This window comes from Micromonospora sp. DH14, assembly GCF_029809455.1.
Classification (GTDB): domain Bacteria; phylum Actinomycetota; class Actinomycetes; order Mycobacteriales; family Micromonosporaceae; genus Micromonospora; species Micromonospora parva.
On the sequence record NZ_JARVKT010000023.1, the window covers coordinates 75,150 to 93,997 of the forward strand.

General features: G+C 70.9%; 14 protein-coding genes. 8 read left to right on the top strand and 6 right to left on the bottom strand.

Annotated elements, in window-relative coordinates; all coding sequences use genetic code 11:
- Positions 1-63: 63 nt before the first annotated feature.
- Positions 64-606, top strand: a complete 543-nt coding sequence (locus QCZ28_RS24935; RefSeq protein WP_279518951.1) for a PH domain-containing protein — start codon at positions 64-66, stop codon at positions 604-606.
- Positions 607-868: 262 nt separating this feature from the next.
- On the top strand, positions 869-2,239 hold the full coding sequence (locus QCZ28_RS24940) for a PH domain-containing protein (RefSeq protein ID WP_279518952.1): 1,371 nt from the start codon (positions 869-871) through the stop codon (positions 2,237-2,239).
- 86 nt (positions 2,240-2,325) lie between these two features.
- Here QCZ28_RS24940 and QCZ28_RS24945 read toward each other — a convergent pair whose 3' ends face one another.
- Positions 2,326-3,411 (bottom strand): phosphatase PAP2 family protein, encoded by a 1,086-nt coding sequence (locus tag QCZ28_RS24945; RefSeq protein ID WP_279518927.1) that lies wholly within the window; start codon positions 3,409-3,411, stop codon positions 2,326-2,328.
- Between the two features lie 137 nt (positions 3,412-3,548).
- Between QCZ28_RS24945 and QCZ28_RS24950 the strand changes: the two genes are divergently transcribed.
- Together QCZ28_RS24950 and QCZ28_RS24955 are read left to right on the top strand one after the other, a co-directional pair.
- Positions 3,549-3,953 (top strand): hotdog domain-containing protein, encoded by a 405-nt coding sequence (locus QCZ28_RS24950; protein WP_279518928.1) that lies wholly within the window; start codon positions 3,549-3,551, stop codon positions 3,951-3,953.
- The gene (locus QCZ28_RS24955) at positions 3,950-4,780 is read left to right on the top strand and encodes an MBL fold metallo-hydrolase (RefSeq protein WP_279518929.1); all 831 of its coding nucleotides are present in this window, start codon (positions 3,950-3,952) and stop codon (positions 4,778-4,780) included. Before QCZ28_RS24950 ends, QCZ28_RS24955 begins: the two co-directional genes overlap by 4 nt.
- Before the next feature lie 4 nt (positions 4,781-4,784).
- On the opposite strand, the gene QCZ28_RS24960 is transcribed toward QCZ28_RS24955, so the two are convergent.
- The 4 genes from QCZ28_RS24960 to QCZ28_RS24975 form a co-directional block, all read right to left on the bottom strand.
- On the bottom strand, positions 4,785-6,611 hold the full coding sequence (locus QCZ28_RS24960) for an RICIN domain-containing protein (protein ID WP_279518930.1): 1,827 nt from the start codon (positions 6,609-6,611) through the stop codon (positions 4,785-4,787).
- Between the two features lie 205 nt (positions 6,612-6,816).
- Positions 6,817-7,752, bottom strand: a complete 936-nt coding sequence (locus tag QCZ28_RS24965) for a carbohydrate kinase (protein ID WP_279518931.1) — start codon at positions 7,750-7,752, stop codon at positions 6,817-6,819.
- Between the two features lie 114 nt (positions 7,753-7,866).
- Positions 7,867-8,562, bottom strand: a complete 696-nt coding sequence (locus QCZ28_RS24970) for an XdhC/CoxI family protein (protein WP_279518932.1) — start codon at positions 8,560-8,562, stop codon at positions 7,867-7,869.
- On the bottom strand, positions 8,556-9,053 hold the full coding sequence (locus QCZ28_RS24975) for an XdhC family protein (protein WP_279518933.1): 498 nt from the start codon (positions 9,051-9,053) through the stop codon (positions 8,556-8,558). Before QCZ28_RS24975 ends, QCZ28_RS24970 begins: the two co-directional genes overlap by 7 nt.
- A gap of 353 nt (positions 9,054-9,406) precedes the next feature.
- Between QCZ28_RS24975 and QCZ28_RS24980 the strand changes: the two genes are divergently transcribed.
- Complete coding sequence (locus tag QCZ28_RS24980; RefSeq protein WP_279518934.1) at positions 9,407-10,495, top strand: lytic polysaccharide monooxygenase; 1,089 nt, start codon at positions 9,407-9,409, stop codon at positions 10,493-10,495.
- An 86-nt stretch (positions 10,496-10,581) separates the two neighbouring features.
- Here the strand turns inward: QCZ28_RS24980 and asnB are convergent, their stop codons facing one another.
- Entirely contained in the window at positions 10,582-12,543 is a 1,962-nt protein-coding gene (gene asnB, locus QCZ28_RS24985) for an asparagine synthase (glutamine-hydrolyzing) (protein WP_279518935.1), read from the bottom strand.
- A 132-nt stretch (positions 12,544-12,675) separates the two neighbouring features.
- Between asnB and QCZ28_RS24990 the strand changes: the two genes are divergently transcribed.
- From QCZ28_RS24990 to QCZ28_RS25000, 3 genes are all read left to right on the top strand, one after another.
- Positions 12,676-14,157, top strand: a complete 1,482-nt coding sequence (locus QCZ28_RS24990) for an aminopeptidase P family protein (protein WP_279518936.1) — start codon at positions 12,676-12,678, stop codon at positions 14,155-14,157.
- A gap of 809 nt (positions 14,158-14,966) precedes the next feature.
- Positions 14,967-16,865: a hypothetical protein gene (locus tag QCZ28_RS24995; protein ID WP_279518937.1), complete on the top strand. Its 1,899-nt coding sequence runs from the start codon at positions 14,967-14,969 to the stop codon at positions 16,863-16,865.
- Between the two features lie 291 nt (positions 16,866-17,156).
- The gene (locus tag QCZ28_RS25000; RefSeq protein WP_279518938.1) at positions 17,157-18,812 is read left to right on the top strand and encodes a hypothetical protein; all 1,656 of its coding nucleotides are present in this window, start codon (positions 17,157-17,159) and stop codon (positions 18,810-18,812) included.
- The last annotated feature ends 36 nt before the right edge of the window (positions 18,813-18,848 follow it).

Consider the following 18,848-nt stretch of genomic DNA (forward strand, 5'->3'; position numbering starts at 1 on the left):
CCCGGTCACCGGCCGACACCCGGCGCCGACCAGCGCGCACCCGAACTGCCACCTCCCGGTCTCCTGCCGGCCGACCCCGGCGCGTCCGGGGCGCTGCTGACGGCCGCGCCGGCTGGCCGGGGTCCGCTGGAGCCCTGGCCGGACACCGTCAACTGGCAGCCGATCTCCACCGACCTGATCTGGGTGGAGCTGATCCGGCTGGCGGTCGTGGTCGCCATCGGGCTGGCGGTGACGGCGGTCGGCTGGGCCCTCAGCGGCCACTGGCTGCTCGGGCTCGCCGTCGCAGTGGTGCTGGTGCTCGGCGCGTGGCGGGCCGTCGCGATCGTCCGCGCCGTCCGGGCCTGGGGGTACGCCGAGCGGGAGAACGACCTGTTGGTCCGGCACGGGCTGCTGGTCCGCCGGCTCTCCATCGTTCCGTATTCGCGAATGCAGTTCGTCGACGTGAGCGCCGGGCCGTTGGAGCGCGCCTTCGACCTGGCCACCGTGCAGTTGCACACCGCGGCGGCGGCCAGCGACGCCCGGGTGCCCGGGCTGCGGCCGGCGGAGGCGTCCCGGCTGCGCGACCGGCTCACCGCGCTCGGCGAGGACCGGGCGGAGGGGCTGTGAACACCCGCGCGGGCAACCGCCGAACGCGCCGAGGGCCGCGCCGATGAGCGACGGACCCGCCGAGCCGAGCACCGTGCCACCCACCGGCCCCACGTCACCGGGGCCGGTGCTGCCCGCCGGCACGGCACCGGGCGGCCCACCGTTCGCCGGCGGACCCGGCGGCGCGCCGTTCACTGACACACCCGGCGGCGCGCCGTTCACTGGCGCGCCCGGTGGCCCGCCGTTCGCTGGCGCGCCGGCGTCCGGGCCGGTGCCGCCGGGGATGTCCGCGCCGTGGTCGGGACCACCGGGTGGCGGCGTCGGCGAGCCCCGGCAGCGGCTGCATCCGCTCAGCCCCGTGCTGCACGGCGCCAAGTCCCTGGTCGTGGTGATCGCCGGGCTGTCCTGGTCGACGCTGTCCCGGGTGGGCTTCGGCTGGTTCGCCGTCACGGTGGCGGTGCTGGCGCTCGGCGCGACGGTGCTGTCCGTGATCAGCTGGTACAACACCGGCTACCACGTGGTGGGCCGGGAGCTTCGGGTGTACGAAGGGCTGCTCTGGCGGCGTACCCGGGCCATCCCGTTGGAACGGTTGCAGGCCGTGGAGGTGGTCCGGCCCCTGCTCGCGCAGCTCACCGGCCTGGCCGAGCTGCGTCTGGAGGTGGTCGGCGGCGGCAAGACCGAGGCGCCACTGGCGTACCTCGGGGTGGCCGACGCGACAGTGCTGCGCGAGCGCCTGCTGGCGCTCGCCGGACGGGTGGCGCAGCCGCCCACGCCCGGCGACGCGGCGGCCCCGGTCACCCCGGGTGCGACGGCGCCGCCGGCCGCGCCGGGCCGGCCACTGCACGCGGTACGCAACCAGAACCTGCTGATCAGCCAGTTGCTCACCCCGCAGGCGTTCCTGCTCCCGTTCGGTGTGGCGTTCGTCGTGGTGCAGTTCCTCACCGCCGGCTCATGGTCGTTCGTCGCGGTGGCGAGCACCCTGACCGCGATGGCGGGTGTCCTGCTGCAACCGATCCGCAGGGTGCTCGACGACTGGAACTTCCGGCTGGCCCGCGACCGCGGCACGCTGCGGGTGCACAACGGCCTGCTGGAGACGCGCGCGCAGACCGTGCCGCTGGAGCGGGTGCAGACCGTGCGGGCCACCTGGCCGCTGCTGTGGCGGGTGAAGGGCTGGCTGCGGCTGCGGCTGGAGGTGGCCGGTTACTCCGTCGCGGAGGCCGACGACCGCAACCGGCCCGACCGGCTGCTGCCGGTCGGCGACCTGCCGACGGCGACGATGATCGTCGCCGAGGTGCTTCCCGGGGTACGCCTCGACGCGCTCCCGCTGAGCCCACCACCGCCGCGAACCCGTTGGCTGCACCCGCTGGGCCGTACCGCGTTCGGCGCGGGGCTTTTCGAAGGGGTGTTCGCCACCCGGTCCGGGCTGCTCACCCGACAACTGGTGATCGTGCCGTACGCCCGGATCCAGAGCGTGCGGGTGGTCCAGGGGCCGATCCAGCGCCGTCTGGGCCTGGCCTCCGTCCACGCGGACACCGCTGGCGGCTCCGGCGCCACCGCCCAGGACCGCGACCTGGCCGAGGCCTGGGCCCTGGCCGCCGACCTGACCACCAGAGCCCACCAAGCCCGCACCCACCCCAACCCCTCCCCTCGTTGATCATGAAGTTATTGCTCCGACACGCCGTGCTGGAGGGCAATAACGTCATGATCAGCGGGCCGGAAGGCCCGGGCCAGGGGGGGTGGTTAGTGGTCGGCGGGGACTGAGGTGGGGGTGGTGGGGTCTGGTTCGCGGGGGGTGGGGGGTTCCGGCTGGTTGGTCGGGGGGTCCGTCGGGGTCGGTGTGGGTTCGTGGGCCTGGTCCGACTTGGCGCTCGGGTGGCGGGTGCGCCACGCCGCCCAGCCGCGCTCCGCCAGACCGACCACCAGGAAGGTCATCCCCACGTATGCCCAGCCGACCAGCACGTCGATCACGTAGTGCTCACCCGAGTAGACCAGGGTGAAGGTCATCGCCAGCGGGTACGCGAGCAGCAGCGGCCACCAGCGACGACGGGTGGCGGTCAGGAAGAACAGCACCACGAACAGCGCCCACGCGGTGTGCAGCGAGGGCATCGCGGCGACCGGGTTGGAGGCGATCTGGCCGGCGTTGAGGACGTTGCCGGCGCCGTGCATGCCGAACGCCTTCCAACCCCGGGTCGAGATCCGGGCGACCTCGGTGAGCAGGCCGTTCTGCGCCGCCCACCAGGGCGGAGCGGCCGGGTAGACGAAGTAGGTGACCAGGCCGGCCGCGCAGAGGAAACCCCAGCGCCGCATGTACGCCGCCCAGCGGTGCCGGTCGCGTATCCAGAGCACCGCGGCGGCGGCCAGCGCCACCACGAAGTGGGAGAAGTACACCCAGCTCGCCGCGACGTCCCACCAGTGCACCTGCGGGTGGTAGAGGTGTTGCTGCAACCAGACGGTGGGCACCTCGCCGCCGGTGGCCCAGCCGAACATGAACCGGTCGGCGACGATCAGCTCCATCGCGTGCGGCGTCGCCCCGTTGTCGGCGAACCCGCGCGAGAGGTTGTAGACCACGAACAGCAGCACCACCGGCACCCAGTCCCGGGCGAAGCGCAGGTGACTGCGCCAGGGCCGTTCGCTGTTCCAGGCGATGGTCGCGGCCCAGATCCAGACGAAGGCGTACGCCGGGTCGGTGGGCAGGCCGATGGCCAGCCACGCGGCGACGAAGGCGACCGCCCAGACGGTCATGGCGACGATGCGCCGACGACCCCCGTCCGGGGACGCGGGCGGGTCGGTCCGGGCGGGGGGCTGGGGGTCAGTCACGACGGCCATCGGAGTCAAGGTTAACGACGGGGCCGGCATCGACCGACGGGGACCACCTGGCGGGGTCGTGCACAGGTGGGCGGGCGGGTGATTCCGGATCCCCGGCCGCTTGCTCGGCGGGCCCGGTGAGCACCTAGGCTGACGCCATGCAGGAGCAGCCCGAGCCGGCCCTCGCGCCGGGTGTGACCGCCCAGGTCGAGTTGACGGTCACCGACGCGGACACCGCCCAGGCGGTCGGTTCCGGGGACGTACCGGTGCTGGGCACTCCCCGGGTGCTGGCGTTGGCCGAGGCGGCCACCGTCGCGGCGACGGCGACCGGGATGCCGCCCGGTTCAACGACGGTGGGCACCCGGGTCGAGTTGGAGCACCTGGCGCCGACAGTGGTCGGCCGGACGGTCCGCGCGCAGGCGCTGCTGGCGGCCGTCGACGGTCGCCGGCTGTCGTTCGAGGTCACGGTCAGCGACGGGGACCAGACGGTGGCCCGGGGTCGGGTGGAACGGATCCTCGTCGACCGGGCACGTTTCGTCGAGCGCGCCGGGCGGGCGTCGTGAACGCTGGTTTCGCCGAGGTCGCCGACCGGGTGTACGTGCTGGCCGAGCCGCTGCTGAGGGTCAACGTCACACTGGTCGTCGGCGACGACGAGGCGCTGGTGGTCGACACGCTCTCGTCGGCCGCCCAGGCCACCGAGCTGGCCGGGGCCGTCCGGGCGGTCACCGACCGTCCGTTGACGCTGGTCAACACCCATCACCACTACGACCACTGCTTCGGCAACGCGGTACTGGCCGGCGACCCACCCCGCCCGGTGTACGCGCACGAGCTGGCCGCCACCGTCCTGCGCGAGGAGCCGGAGCGGCTGCGCCGGGAGGCGTACGAGGAGTTGCGCACGCAGCATCCGACGCTCGCCGCGGAGCTGGCCGACACCCCGCTGCTCGCCCCGACGCACACCGTGCAGGTCGAGACGGTCCTCGACCTGGGCGGCCGACGGGTGCTGCTGCGACACCCGGGGCGGGGGCACACCGAGGCCGACCTGGTGGTGCACGTGCCGGACGCCGACGTGCTGGTCGCCGGGGACCTGGTGGAGCAGAGCGGCCCGCCCGCCTTCGAGGACTCGTACCCCCTGCAGTGGCCGGACGCGGTCGCGGACCTGCTGCGGCTGACCACCGCGCGCACCGTGGTGGTCCCGGGCCACGGCGACCCGGTGGACGTCGACTTCGTCCGGGCCCAGCACGCGGAGCTGGCGAAGCTGGCCTGGCTGATCCGGGCGGCGCACACCGGCAGCGCCCCGCCGGAGCGGGTGGCCGCCGAGGCTCCGTTCGGCGCCCGCCCCGCCCTGGTCGCCGCCCACCGTGGCTACCTCGAACTGACCGGCACGGCCTGACCGCCTATACCGACGTACGCCGCCACTGCTGGTGCGTGCCGGTGCCACAGGTCCACTGGGCGAGGCGGGCACCGTCGGTGGTGGCGGCGTTGACCACCTCCAGGCACTTGCCGCTGTGCCGGGCGACGAGCTGCACGTACCCCGAGCCGACATCCTGGACGCGCCACTGCTGGTTGGTGCCGCCGTTGCAGCTCCACTGGATCACGCGGACCCCGTCGGCGGTGGCGGTCGCGCCGCCGTACACGTCGAGGCACTTGCCGCTGTGCACACTGACCACCGTCTGGTAACCCCCGCCCGCGTCCTGGAACCGCCACCGCTGGTTGGGTTGACCGTTCGCGGCCCACTGCACCACGTCGGCGCCGTCGGTGGTCGCGTTGTTGTACACGTCCAGCAGCTTGCCGCTGTGCCGCGCGGCGACGGTGTACGCGGTGGGTACCGGCACCGTGGTCTCCGGGGCCAACCGGTACAGCCCGGCACCGTGCGCCGGGATCGACCGGGTGAGGGTGCCGGTCACCGTGCCCAGGGCCGCGCCGGACCACAGGTCGGTCACGGCGGCCGACCCGATCCCGAGGTCGGCGAGGTTCACCGACACCTGCGCCGCGCTGCTGTCCCGGTTGAACAGGGCGACGTACCGATGGTTGCTGCCCGGCGCGTCGGCGGCCCACACCTGCCGGCTGCCGCCGTAGAGCTGACGGTTGTTCGTGCTGTTCTGGTTGACTCCGAGCACCGCGGCGTTGGTCATCAACGCTAGCTCCGCGGCGCGGTTCTCGACCAGGTTGCCGCCCCACATCAGCGGCGCCCGGTTGATCGCCCACAGTGACATCAGGGTGCGCTGCTCGTCGGAGGTCAGGTTGGAGTACCGCGGCGACCCGACCGGCCCGTACTTGGCGAGTCGACCGATCGGGATCATGTCCGCGTCGGGCCAGGCGCCGGTGGCGCGGTACGGGGTCCAGTTGCGCAGTTGGTCGAAGAGCGCGTCCACCGACGACCAGTTGTCCCACAGGTCGTTGACGATCCGCCACATGTGCGCGTTGGCCTGGACGTGTGCGCCGCTGGCCAGCGAGGTCGGGCCGGGTGACAGGCTCAGCACCATCGGCCGGCCGCTGCGCTGGATGGCCAGGCGGTACCCCTCGACCTCCGACTGCCGGTAGGTCGGGGCGGCGATGTCGTCCACCTTCACGTAGTCGACGCCCCAGGAGGCCAGCAGCTGGAACATCGAGTCCAGGTAGGTCTGCGCGCACTGGTTGGCCATGTTCAGGCCCCACATCAGGTTGAGCCAGGCCGCGGTGGTGCTGTTGTTGACCTGGTTGGCGCGGCAGGTGGTGCCGAGGATCGGAACGTTGTCGGCGACCGCCTGGCGGGGAATGCCACGCATCAGGTGGACGCCGAACTTCAGCCCCTTCTGGTGGACGTAGTCGGCCAACGGCTTGAACCCGTTGTCACCGGCGGCGGAGGGGAACCGGGTGGTGTCCGGCAGCAGCCGCCCGTTGGCGTCCATCCGGAGCCGGGGTTGCAGGTTCGCGTCCTGGTTGGGGCTGTTGTTGTGCCGACCGGGGTAGTACCAGGCCCAGTCGATCACCACGTACTCCCAGCCGAACTGCCGCAGGTTCGTGGCCATGTAGTCGGCGTTGGCCTTGACGTCAGCCTCGGTGACGCTCCAGTTGAAGGAGTCGTAGCTGTTCCACCCCATCGGTGGGGTGTCCGCCACCCCGTTGTCCCACGCGACCGCCCGCTCGGGTGGGTCGGCGGCGACCATGCCGGCGGCGACGAGAAGCACGACCAGCAGGGCCGCGACGTGGCGGAACGCCAGAGGAACCAGGACCACCCGCATCAGAGCCTCCCCGAGAACATCGCGTTTCCATTGTGCATCGTCGATGTTAACGCTCACAAATCTCCGAGGTCAACCCACCCGCCATCCCGCGCCATCCCGCCATCCCCCGCCGATCTTGCACTTTCTGCGGTGCCAAAGATAGGCAAAGCTGACCAATCGCCAACCGAAAATGCAAGATCAGCGGAGTGAGGGCGGGGCGCGGGGGTTAGGGGTTGAAGCGGTTTTGGACGGCGGCTCGGGTGGGCATGGCGGTGGCACCGCCCGGGGACTCGCAGACCAGGCCGGCCACCCGCAGCGCGAAGGCCACCCGGTCGACCCAGCCCGACGGGTTCTCCGGTTCACCGTCGACGAGCAGGTCGGCGATGAGCGCGGCCATCACCGAGTCGCCCGCGCCGGTGGCGTCGATCGCGTTGACGGTGGGGGCCGGCACTCGGACCGGGTCGGCGCCGGCGGCGGCCAGTACCGCGCCGGCCGCGCCGAGCGTCACCACCACCGTGGCCGCCCCCAACTCGCGCAGGTACGCCGCCACCCCCTCCACCGGCTCACCGGGATAGAGCAGGAGGGCGTCGGCGGCGCTCAGCTTGACCAGGTGCGCTCCGGCGGCGAACTCCGCCACCACCTCGCGTAGCCCTTCCAGCGCGCCCGGCCCGCTCAGCAGCCGGGGGCGGACGTTCGGGTCGAAGACCCGCAGGCCGGTGGCGAGCGACCAGGCACGTCGGGCAGCGGCCAGCGTGCCGGGTTGGAGCAGCACGATCGAGCCACAGTAGAGCACGTCGGCACCCTCCAGCAGCGCCAGCTCCAGATCGTCGGGGCCGAGCAGTCCGTAGGAGGCCGGTTCGCCGTAGAAACGGAAGTCCGGTTCCGGCCCGGCATACGTGACGACCGCCAGCGTGGTCGGCGCGGGCACCGTGATCGCACCGGCCACCCCGACGCCGGCCGCGGTGAGGAACGAGCGGATCCGGCCGCCCAGCGCGTCATCACCGAGCGAGCCGACGAACTGTGCCGCGCCGCCGAGTCGGGCCACCCCGACCGCGACGTTGAGCGGCCCACCACCGATGGCCTGCCGATAGACCCGCTCCCCGTCCAACTCGCTGTCGAGCAGGTCGACGAGCGCTTCGCCGAGCACCACCGCGTATCCCATGCCGTTCCTCTCGTCGTCGCCACCGGTCGCCGCTCGCCGAACCGATCGCCGTGGCACCAGGCTGGCACAGCACACGGCCCGATGGGCGCCGAAGGCCCGGCACCGACGGGCACGCTACCCCGACCGGTGGATCGGCCCGTCGAGCGCCGCGAGAGGGCGGCCGGTGCCGCCCCACCGGGCCGCGACGATCTGCGCGGCCACACTCACCGCGGTCTCCTCAGGGGTACGACCACCGAGGTCCAACCCGATCGGTGAGGCGAGCCGGGACAGTTGCTGCGGGCTGAGCCCCGCCTCGGTCAGCAGCTTGTGCCGCTCGTCGTGGGTGCGCCGTGAGCCCATCGCGCCGACGTACGCCAGCGGCTGGCGCAGCGCCAACTCCAGCAACGGCACGTCGAACTTCGGGTCGTGGGTCAGCACGCACACCACAGTGCGCTCGTCGAGTCGACCGGCCGCCACCTCGGTAGCCAGGTAGCGGTGCGGCCACTGCACCACCACCTCGTCCGCCTCGGGAAAGCGCCGCGCGGTGGCGAAGACCCGCCGGGCGTCGCAGACAGTGACCCGGTAGCCGAGGAACGCGCCGATCCGGGCCACCGCGGCAGCGAAGTCGATCGCCCCGAAGACGATCATCCGGGGTGGGGTGGCGTACGTGGTCACGAAGAGACTGACGCCGTTGCCCCGGCGCTGCCCGTGGTATCCGTACCGGAGCATCCCGCTGCGCCCGGCGGCGAGCAGCCCGAGGGCGTCGGCGCTGGCAGCGTCGTCGAGCCGGTCGCCGCCGAGCGAGCCGACGCGGCGCTGGCCGGTCAGCACAACCGTCGGCCGAGCCGCCGGGCCGGGTCGCTCGCCCCGGCGTGGTCAGCGGCGGCCGGCGGATCATGGGCGTCGGCGGCCGGTCGGCTCCCGGCGTCGGCGGCGACGCAGGTGACGACTGCCGCCGGGTGGCCGTCGCGGCGGGCGGCGGCGACCGCGTCCAGCGCCGGCAGGGCGCTCGCGTCGACGCGCTCGACGAACACGTCGAGGATGCCGCCGCAGGTCAGGCCCACGGCGTACGCGTCATTGTCGCTGATCCCGTAGCGGCGCAGCTCGGGTCGGCCGGTGTCGAGCACCCGGCGGGCCCGTTCGTAGAGATCCGCCTCGACGCAGCCGCCGGATACGCTGCCGTCGACGGTGCCGTCGGTCGTGACGACCATGGCGGCGCCGGGTGGTTGCGGGGCGGATTGCCAGGTGGCCACGACGGTGGCCAGCGCGACCGGCTCGCCGTCGCGGCACCGGCGGTGCACCTCGTCGAACACGTCCGGCACCGGCTGCCGCCTCTCCGTTCCCGCTCCCCGTAGGCAGGATATGGCGTTCAACGGCGACCGGCGGGTCTTCCCCTGCATCGAGCAATGCCTATTGCGCCCGCCCGGTACGGCATGGTGGGATGACGCGTACCGGGCGGTGCGAGGGCTGCGGCGCCGCCGGTTGCCGGGTTGGTTAGACGCGAGGGCACCGGTCCAGGACAGGACCGTCGACGGCGCACGTCCACCGGCCGATTCCGCCGGGGCACGTCGCTGTGATCGTCGCACCGCTCACGACAGCGGGGCGATCAGGCCCACATCCCACCCGATTGCGGCGAGGCGGCTCAGGCAGCACGCCTCGCGAGTCAGGAGAACCCGTGAACCGTTCCCGTACGGCCGCGTTACTCACCGCGGCCGTGACCCTCGCGCTGGGCGCTGTCGCCGTGGCGTCCGGTCCGGCCGCCGCGCACGGCGCGGCGATGACGCCGGGCAGCCGCACGTACCTGTGCTGGCAGGACGGCCGCAGCCAGACCGGTGAGATCAGGCCGAACAACCCCGCGTGCTCCGCCGCGGTGGCGCAGAGCGGGGCGAACTCGCTCTACAACTGGTTCAGCGTGCTGCGCTCCGACGCGGGTGGCCGGACCACCGGCTTCATCCCGGACGGGCAACTGTGCAGCGGCGGCAACTCTGGTTTCCGCGGCTACGACCTGCCCCGCACCGACTGGCCGCTGACCCACCTGACCGCCGGGGCGCGGTTGGACTTCAAGTACAGCAACTGGGCGCACCACCCGGGCACGTTCTACTTCTACGTCACGAAGGACAGCTGGAGCCCGACCCGGGCGCTGGCCTGGAGTGACCTGGAGCAGCCGTTCCTCACGGTGACCAACCCGCCGCAGCGCGGCAGCGTCGGCAGCAACGACGGGCACTACTACTTCAGCGGCAACCTGCCGTCGGGTAAGAGTGGCCGGCACATCATCTACTCCCGTTGGGTCCGCTCGGACTCGCAGGAGAACTTCTTCGGCTGCTCCGACGTGACCTTCGACGGCGGCAGCGGCCAGGTCACCGGCGTGGGTCCGGGTGGTACGCCGACCGACCCGCCGACCGACCCGCCGACCGACCCCACCGATCCGCCGACCGACCCGACCACCCCACCGCCGTCCGGCGGTGACTGCATGGCGACCTACAAGGTGAGCAGCGCCTGGCAGGGCGGCTTCCAGGGCGAGGTCACGATCATGAACCACGGCAGCACGCCGTTCTCCGGTTGGACCGCGAGCTGGACCTGGCCCAACGGGCAATCGATCAGTCAGATCTGGGGTGCCACCCAGACGTCGTCCGGTTCAACGGTGACAGCGACAAACGTCGCCTACAACGGCACCGTCGCACCGGAGGGCAGCACGACGTTCGGCTTCCTGGCCAGCAGCACAGGAACGAACGGACTTCCCACTGTCACGTGCGCCCGCCGCTGACCACCACCTGAAATGATCAAGAGGTTTGCGTCATCCGGAGTGCTTCCGGTGACGCAAACCTCTTGGTCAACAGGGTGGGGCGTGGGTCAGCGGACCATGGAGCCGACCACCGGCTTCGTGAGCAGCGCGGACTGGTTGCGCTGGATACCCGGGTCGAGCGTCTTGGCCACGAAGATCGCGTGCCAGATGCAGAAGATCAGCACCGTCCACACCTTGCGGGAGTGGTCGGCCTCCTCCCGCTTGTGTTCGTCGAGCAGCCGCAGCGCGTACGACAGGTCGAGCAGATCGCCCGCACCCGAGGTGCTCAGCACGTGCCGGGCCCACTCGTACATCTCGCCGCGCAGCCAGACCCGGGTCGGGGTCGGGAAGCCCAGCTTCTTGCGGTTGACGATGGCCGGCGGCACGACCCCCTGCAACGCCTGACGCATCGCGTACTTCGTGGCGTCGGAGCGCGGCGGCAGCTTCAGGTCGACCGGGATCTTCGCCGCGACGTCGAAGACCTCACGGTCGAGGAACGGCACCCGCACCTCCAGCGAGTGCGACATCGAGATCCGGTCGGCCTTCACCAGAATGTCGCCGCGCAGCCAGGTGTAGAGGTCGACGTACTGCATCTTGGTGACGTCGTCCAGCTCCGTGCACTCGGCGTAGATCGGGGCGGTGACATCCGTGTAGCGCACCGAGGGGTCGTAGCGGCGCATCAGCTGCTGCTTCTCCTCCTCGGTGAACATCCGGGCGTTGCCGTAGTAACGCTCCTCGATCGGGGTGGTGCCGCGCTCCAGGAAGCTCTTGCCCTTGACCCCCTGCGGGATCGCCTTGGAGACCGCGCGCAGCCCCTTCTGCACCCCGCCGGGCAGGCCGTTGACAGTGCCCAGCGACAGCGGCTCCCGGTAGATCGTGTAGCCGCCGAAGAACTCGTCCGCACCCTCACCGGAGAGCACCACGGTGACGTGCTCGGCGGCCTTCTTGGCCACGAAGTAGAGCGGCACCAGCGCCGGGTCGGCCACCGGGTCGTCCAGGTGCCACACGATCTTCGGCAGCGCGTCGATCATGTCCTGCGGACCGATCTTGGTGGGGATCGTGGTGACGTCCAGATGCCGGGCCGAGTCCTGCGCGACGTCGATCTCCGAGTAACCCGGCACGTCGTAGCCGACGGTGAAGGTGAGGATGTTCGGGTTGAACTCCCGGGCCAGCGCCACCACAGCCGTCGAGTCGATGCCGCTGGACAGGAACGAGCCGACCGGCACGTCCGAGCGCATGTGCATGCGCACGCTCTCCCGCAGCGTCTCCCGGATCTCGTGGTAGAGCTTCTGCTCGTCGTCCACCGGCGCCGGCCGGAACACCGGCCGGTACCACCGGCGTACGTCGATCCGCCCGCCCGGGGTCCAGTTCAGGTACTCCCCCGAACCGATCCGGCTGATCCCCTTGTGCAGGGTGCCCGGCTCGGGGACGTACTGCAGGGTCAGGTAGTGGCTCAGGTTGGCCGTGTCGACGCCCGCGTCGCCCTGGTAGTTGCTGTGCGCGAACGGCAGCAGCGCCTTCTTCTCCGAGGCCAGGTAGAGGCCGTCGGCGGTCTCCAGGTAGTGCATCGGCTTGATGCCGAAGTAGTCACGGGCACCGAACGCGCGGCGCTCCTGCCGGTCCCAGATGACGAAGGCGAACATGCCCCGCAGCCGGGTGAGCACCTGCTCACCCCAGAAGTGGTAGCCCGCGACGATCACCTCGCCGTCACCGGCGGTGGCGAACTGGGCACCGAAGTTCCTGATCAACTCCTCGCGCAGCTCGATGTAGTTGTAGATCTCGCCGTTGAAGGTCAGCAGGTAACGGCCGTTCGCGTAGGGCAGTGGCTCGTGGCTCGACGCGACGTCGATGATGGCCAGCCGCTTGTGGGCGAACACGCCGTCCGCGTACCGGCCGGAGGCGTCGCCGACCACCTCGACCCCGGTCTCGTCGGGGCCGCGGTGGTGCAGGCATTCCAACGCTCCGGCGATGTGGTCGCGGTGCGCGGCGGCGTTGCCGTTCGCGCTGAAGAAGGCCAGAAGTCCGCACATGGTCGTCATCTTTCCACGCGCGCTGTCGGCCCTTGCAGCCGTCCGTCGATCCACCCGACTCCCGGGGGGCGATACGGCCAACCGGGCGCGCGGTACCGTCGGGACCAGCAACGAAGCGGAGGGAGCGGCGCAATGACCGAGGGACGCACCGACGGTACGCCGACGGACGGTACGGAATCGCACGATCCGGACTTCCCGGAGGCGTTCCTGTCCTTCATGCGGCAGGGCTGGCGCGACACCGCGCTCCCCGTAACGCCCCGCCCGGAGACCCCCAACTACGCCAAGCGGCGGGCTGCCCTCTCGGCGGCCTTCCCCGGCGAGACGCTGGTGATCCCCACCGGCACCGAGAAGGTTCGGGCCAACGACACCGACTACCCGTTCCGGCCGGGCAGCGACTTCGCCTACCTGACCGGCGACCACGACGCCGACAGCGTGCTGGTGCTACGCCCCAACGGCTCCGGGCACGACGCCACGCTGTACATGCGGCCCCGGTCCTCCCGGGAGACCGACGAGTTCTTCCGCAGCCGCAACGGCGAGCTGTGGGTGGGCCGGCGGCACACCCTGGCCGAGAAGTCGACCGAGCTGGGCCTGCCCACCGCCGACCTGACCGGCCTGGAGGCGACGCTCGCCGACCTGGCTCCGGGGCGTACCCGTGTGTTGCGCGGGTTCGACGCCCAGGTGGACGCGGCTGTCCGCCCCTACGACGGGCCGCGCGCCGACGGCCAACCGGCCCGGGATCGGGAGCTGGCGATCGCCATCTCGGAGATGAAGCTGGTCAAGGACGAGTGGGAGATCGGCCAACTCCAGGACGCGATCGACGCCACCGTACGCGGCTTCGAGGACGTGGCCCGGATCCTGCCGGCCGACCGCGCGGTCTCCGAGCGACTGCTGGAGGGTGTCTTCGCCCTGCGCGCCCGCCACGACGGCAACGACGTCGGGTACGGCTCGATCGTCGGTGCCGGCGAGCACGCCACCATCCTGCACTGGGTGCACAACCACGGCGCCACCCGGCCGGGTGACCTGCTGCTGATGGACATGGGTGTCGAGGGCCACAACCTCTACACCGCCGACGTGACCCGGGTGCTGCCGGTGAACGGCCGGTTCACCGCCCTGCAACGCCAGGTCTACGACATCGTGTACGCCTCGCAGCAGGCCGGCATCGAGGCCATCCGCCCCGGGGTGAAGTTCAAGGACGTCCACCTGACCTGCATGCGGGTGCTCGCCGAAGGGCTGTCCGACCTGGGCCTGCTGCCGGTGAGCGTGGACGAGGCGATGGACGAGAAGTCGACCGTCTACCGCCGGTGGACGCTGCACGGCTTCGGGCACATGCTCGGCATCGACGTGCACGACTGCTCCAACGCCCGCAAGGAGACCTACCGCGACGGCGCGCTGGGCGAGGGTTACGTGCTCACCGTCGAGCCCGGTCTGTACTTCCAGCCGGAGGACGAGCTGGTCCCCGCCGAACTGCGCGGCGTCGGCATCCGGATCGAGGACGACGTGCTGGTCACCGCGACCGGCGCGGTGAACCTGTCGGCCGGGCTGCCCCGTACGTCCGACGAGGTGGAGACCTGGCTGGCCGAGCAGCGCGAGGCCGGCCCCCGCCTACCCAGCTAACCCGCCCCACCCCTGGCCCGCCCGGCCGGTCAGGCCCCCTGGCCAGCCCGGCCCGTCGACTGGCGGGAAGGGGCTTGGCCCGCCAGACCCCTGGCCCGCCTGACCCTTGGCCCGCCTGATCCCTGGTCCACCAGGCCCCGGTCCACCAGGCCCCGGCCCACCAGGCCCCGGCCCACCAGGCCCCGGCCCACCAGGCCCCGGCCCACCAGGCCCCGGCCCGTCGACTGACGGGCCGGGGCCTGGCCCGTCTGGCCCCACCCCGCCAGGATGTGGACGCCTGGCCCCTGGTCCGCCTGGCCCTTGCCTGAGGGCTGGCGGGTTGAGCCCCGCCCGTGATCCACTCGGTTTTCTTGAAGTCGTGCCATCCGCGTCGCTCGGATACCGCGTTATCAAGAAAGGCCACCCCGCGACAGACCGACCCCGCGCCACCAGCCCACCCCCGCGACCCACGGACCCCACGACAGACCCCGGCGCCACCAGCCCACCCGCTACACACCAACCCCGCGACAGGCCCACGGGCTCTCTGGTGTCCGGGCGAGCCCACCGAGCCGGCCCGAGCTAGACCCGGGGCAGAACCGGCCGCGCCGCCGGTCGGCGTTTGTGCTGGTAGTGGCCTTCTTCTACCAGCCCGGACGGGTTGATGGCCCATGTCCGCCCTGCGCCCAATGTGTGGTTATCTCGGATCCGTCCGCATCGCGAAGATGGTTCTCATACGGTGGGGATCAGTTGGCTACAACCCATTTGTAGCTGGTCGTGGCGCCCTGGGGCGGTGCGATCCCGTCTGTAGCAGGAAAGGGCGGAAGGCTCTGATGTCCAACGACGTAACGAGTACCGACGGCGGGGCGTCGACAGCTCCGCCGACACGACGAAGGCGGGCGCTCTGGGTCGCCGGTGTGGCCGGGTTGACCGGGGTGGTCGGCCTGGCGGCGCTCGGCGGCGTCGCCGCTCGAGACGACAAGCCGAAGTCCGACCAGGTGTCCGACGCGCAGCCGTCGACCAACCGGCAGAGCGTCAGCGACGACGGCGGCGCGGACAAGAACGGCGCCAAGGACGATGGCGGTCAGGACGACGAGTGGAGCGGCGGCGACTGGAGCGGCTTCGACGACCACCCCGGCAAAGACGGCAAAGACGGCAAGGACGGCAAGGACGGCAAGCACGACGAGAAGGACCGCACCAAACAGGTCCCGTGCGACTCCGACAAGCTGATCCAGGCGATCACGTTCGCCAACAACGAGAACGGTGGCGTGTTGGAGCTGGCCAAGGGCTGCACCTACACCCTGACCCGCAACCAGGACGGCAACGGCCTCCCGTTGATCACCGAGCACATCACCCTGAAGGGTGAGCACACCACCATCGGACGGGACGCCACGGCTGACTACTTCCGCATCCTCAACGTCGGCGCCGGCGGTCACCTCACCCTCAAGGGGCTGAGCATCAGGGGTGGCCAGACCCTTCAGCCCTCGATGACCGCCGACCCGGCGACGGTCTGGGCGCCGTACTCGGCTGCGGTCCGCTCGACGGTGGCCAAGCCGCCGGCCACTGCCGCACCCGGGACCGAGTCACCGGCGGCAGCGGCGAAGCCCACGGCCGCCGCTGCCAAGCCGGCCGCGAAGCCGGCCACCAAACCGGCCGCGAAGCCGGCCGCCAAGGCCACCACCAAGGCAGCACCCGCGAAAGCCACCACCAAGGCAGCGCCAGCCAAAGCAGCGCCAGCCAAGGCGACACCGACCAAGGCGGCTACGGCAACAAAGGCCGCCACGGCGACAGCCGCCAAGCCGGTAGCCGCACCGGCGAAGCCGACGGGTGCCGTGCCGGCGGCGACGCCACTGGTCGAGCAGCCTGGGTTCACCGACGGCGCGGGGGTGCTGGTGCAGCCCGGTGGCCGCGCGGAGATCCTGGACAGCGAGTTGCTCTACAACCAGTCCGGCGGCAACGGCGGCGGGTTGGCCAACTTCGGCAACACCAGGCTCAGCAAGACGACGGTCGCGCACAACACCGCCTTCTTCTTCGGTGGCGGCATCTTCAACGCCGGCGTACTCCAGGTCGACGAGTCGAAGATCAAGGACAACACGGGGATCATCGGCGGCGGTGGCATCGCCAACGGCGCGCCGCGGATCTTCACCGACGACGTCGACGGCGGCGCGGTCTGGGTTTACAAGAGCGAGGTCACCGACAACGAGACGCTCGGCTTCGGCGGCGGTGTCCTGGATGTCGGGGGCACCACGACGTTGCACCAGACGACGGTCAGTGACAACACCGCGGTTCTCGCCGGTGGCGGCGTCGCGGTGGCCGACAGCCAGCTCACGCTCAAGGACGCCACGGTGGTCAAGAACAGCACCGCTGGCGTGGGTGGCGGCGTGGCGGTGGCTTTCGACAGCGTCGCGACGATCGAGAACAGCAGGATCAAGGACAACACCGCCGGGTTCTTCGGTGCCGGTCTCTACAACGACGACAGCGTCACCACGCTGCGCGACAGCGAGGTGGTGGGCAACCGGGCGGTCGGCCCGTTCGCTCGCGGTGGCGGCATCTTCAACACCGAGGGGAGCGAGGTCACGCTCCACCGGACGACGGTGGCGCACAACTTCTCCACCCTCCCACCGGGGGGCATCTTCAACAGCCTCGGCGGCACCGTGACGCTTGACGACAAGTCCGCCGTCACTGCCAACCGTCCGACCAACTGCTTCAACGTTTCGGACTGCTTCGCCTGATCGGGTGGGGCTGATCCACATAGAGGGTGCGCCCCTCCGAGCCGGTGACGGTTCGGAGGGGCGTACCCATTTGGGCAGGTCACAGGGCGCTCGGCCGGCTTGGGCGATGGTGTGTCGGTCCGGGCCCCGGTGGGGGCAACATGAACCGAATGTGGGCTTCTCTCGGATAAGCCCGCGAGGCGAGGAACCTTCTCATACGGTGGTTTTGGGAGCTACAACCGATTTGTAGCAGGGGACGCCCGTCTGACGGCGGCGACCCTGTCTGGTACGAGGAGAGGGCAGAGAGCTCCGATGTCCAACTACCTAACGAACAACGAAGCCTCCGGGCGGGCGGCGGCCAAGCGTCGCCGCAAGCTCTGGCTCGCCAGTGGCGTGGCCGGTTTGACGGGCGTGATCAGTCTCGCGGCGGTGGGCGTCGCGGGCAGCGCCGGTGCGGTCGGCTTGAACTGGAACACCACGCAGGTCAGCAAGGACGGCGACCAGCGGGGTGACGAGGGGCGCGACTGGGAGGACAAGAACCGGGACGACAAGGGCCGCGACGACAAGGGTCGCGACAAGGACCACGAGCGCGGGAAGGAGGTGCCCTGCGACACTGACAAGCTGATTCAGGCGATCGTGTTCGCCAACAACAAGCACGGCGGTGTGCTGGAGCTGGCCAAGGGCTGCACCTACAACCTGACCCGCAACGACTACGAGGGCAACGGTCTGCCGGTGATCACCGAGCGGATCACGCTCAAGGGCGAGCACACCACGATCGCTCGGGAAGCCACCGCTGACTACTTCCGGATCCTGAACGTCGGTGCCGGTGGTCACCTCACGATCAAGGGCCTGACCATCAAGGGTGGCCAGACCCTCGAGCTGTTCAACACCGTCGAGCCGGCGGCCGTCTGGGCGTCCTACTCGGACTCCGAGGCGATCGCGGCTCAGGTGAAGGCGGGCGTTCCGCTGAACCAGGCGCTCACCGCCCGACAGGCCAACCCGAAGGCGGGCCTGAAGGCGGCACCGAAGGTCGCGGCCAAGGCCGCTCCGGCCGCTCAGGGGGGCGTCGTCACGCCGCTCGTCGAGTACCCGGATTCCACCGACGGTGCCGGCATCCTGGTCCAGCCGGGTGGCACCGCCGAGATCCTGGAGTCCGAGGTCGTCCTGAACCAGTCGGGCGGCAACGGTGGTGGTGTGGCCAACTTCGGCACCACGAAGATCTGGCACAGCACCGTCACCCGTAACACCGCCTTCTTCTTCGGTGGCGGCGTCTTCAACGCCGGCCTGCTCAAGGTCGAGGAGTCGAAGATCAAGGACAACACCGCCATCATCGGTGGTGGCGGTATCTCCAACGGCGCCGCGCCGATCTTCACCAACGACGTCGACGGCGGAACGGTCGAGCTCAAGAAGGCCGAGATCACCGACAACGAGACGCTGGGCTTCGGCGGCGGCTACCTCGACATCGAGGGCAACACCACGGCGTACGAGACCAAGTTCGTCTCGAACACCGCGGTCCTCGCTGGCGGCGGTATCGCTGCGGCGGACAGCCAGCTGAACCTGCACAACGTCTCGGTGGAGCGCAACAGCACCGCCGGTGTCGGTGGCGGTGTCGCCATCGCCTTCGGCAGCGCTGTCACGTTCGAGAAGAGCAGCATCAAGGACAACACCGCCGGCTTCTTCGGCGGCGGGCTCTTCAACACCCTGAGCGTCACCACGCTGCGCGACAGCGAGGTCGTCGGCAACCGGGCCATCGGCCCGATCGGGGTCGGCGGCGGCATCTTCAACATCTTCGGCGAGGTCAACCTGTCGAAGACGAAGGTCGCCCACAACTTCTCCACCTTCGCGCCGGGCGGTGTGTTCACCTTCTTCGGGCCGGTGAACGTGGACGACAAGTCCGCCATCACCGCGAACCGTCCGACCAACTGCCTGGCCATCCCGGGCGGCACCATCGAGAACTGCTTCGCCTGATCGATCACCCTCGGGTGACCACGGCGCAGCGCCAGC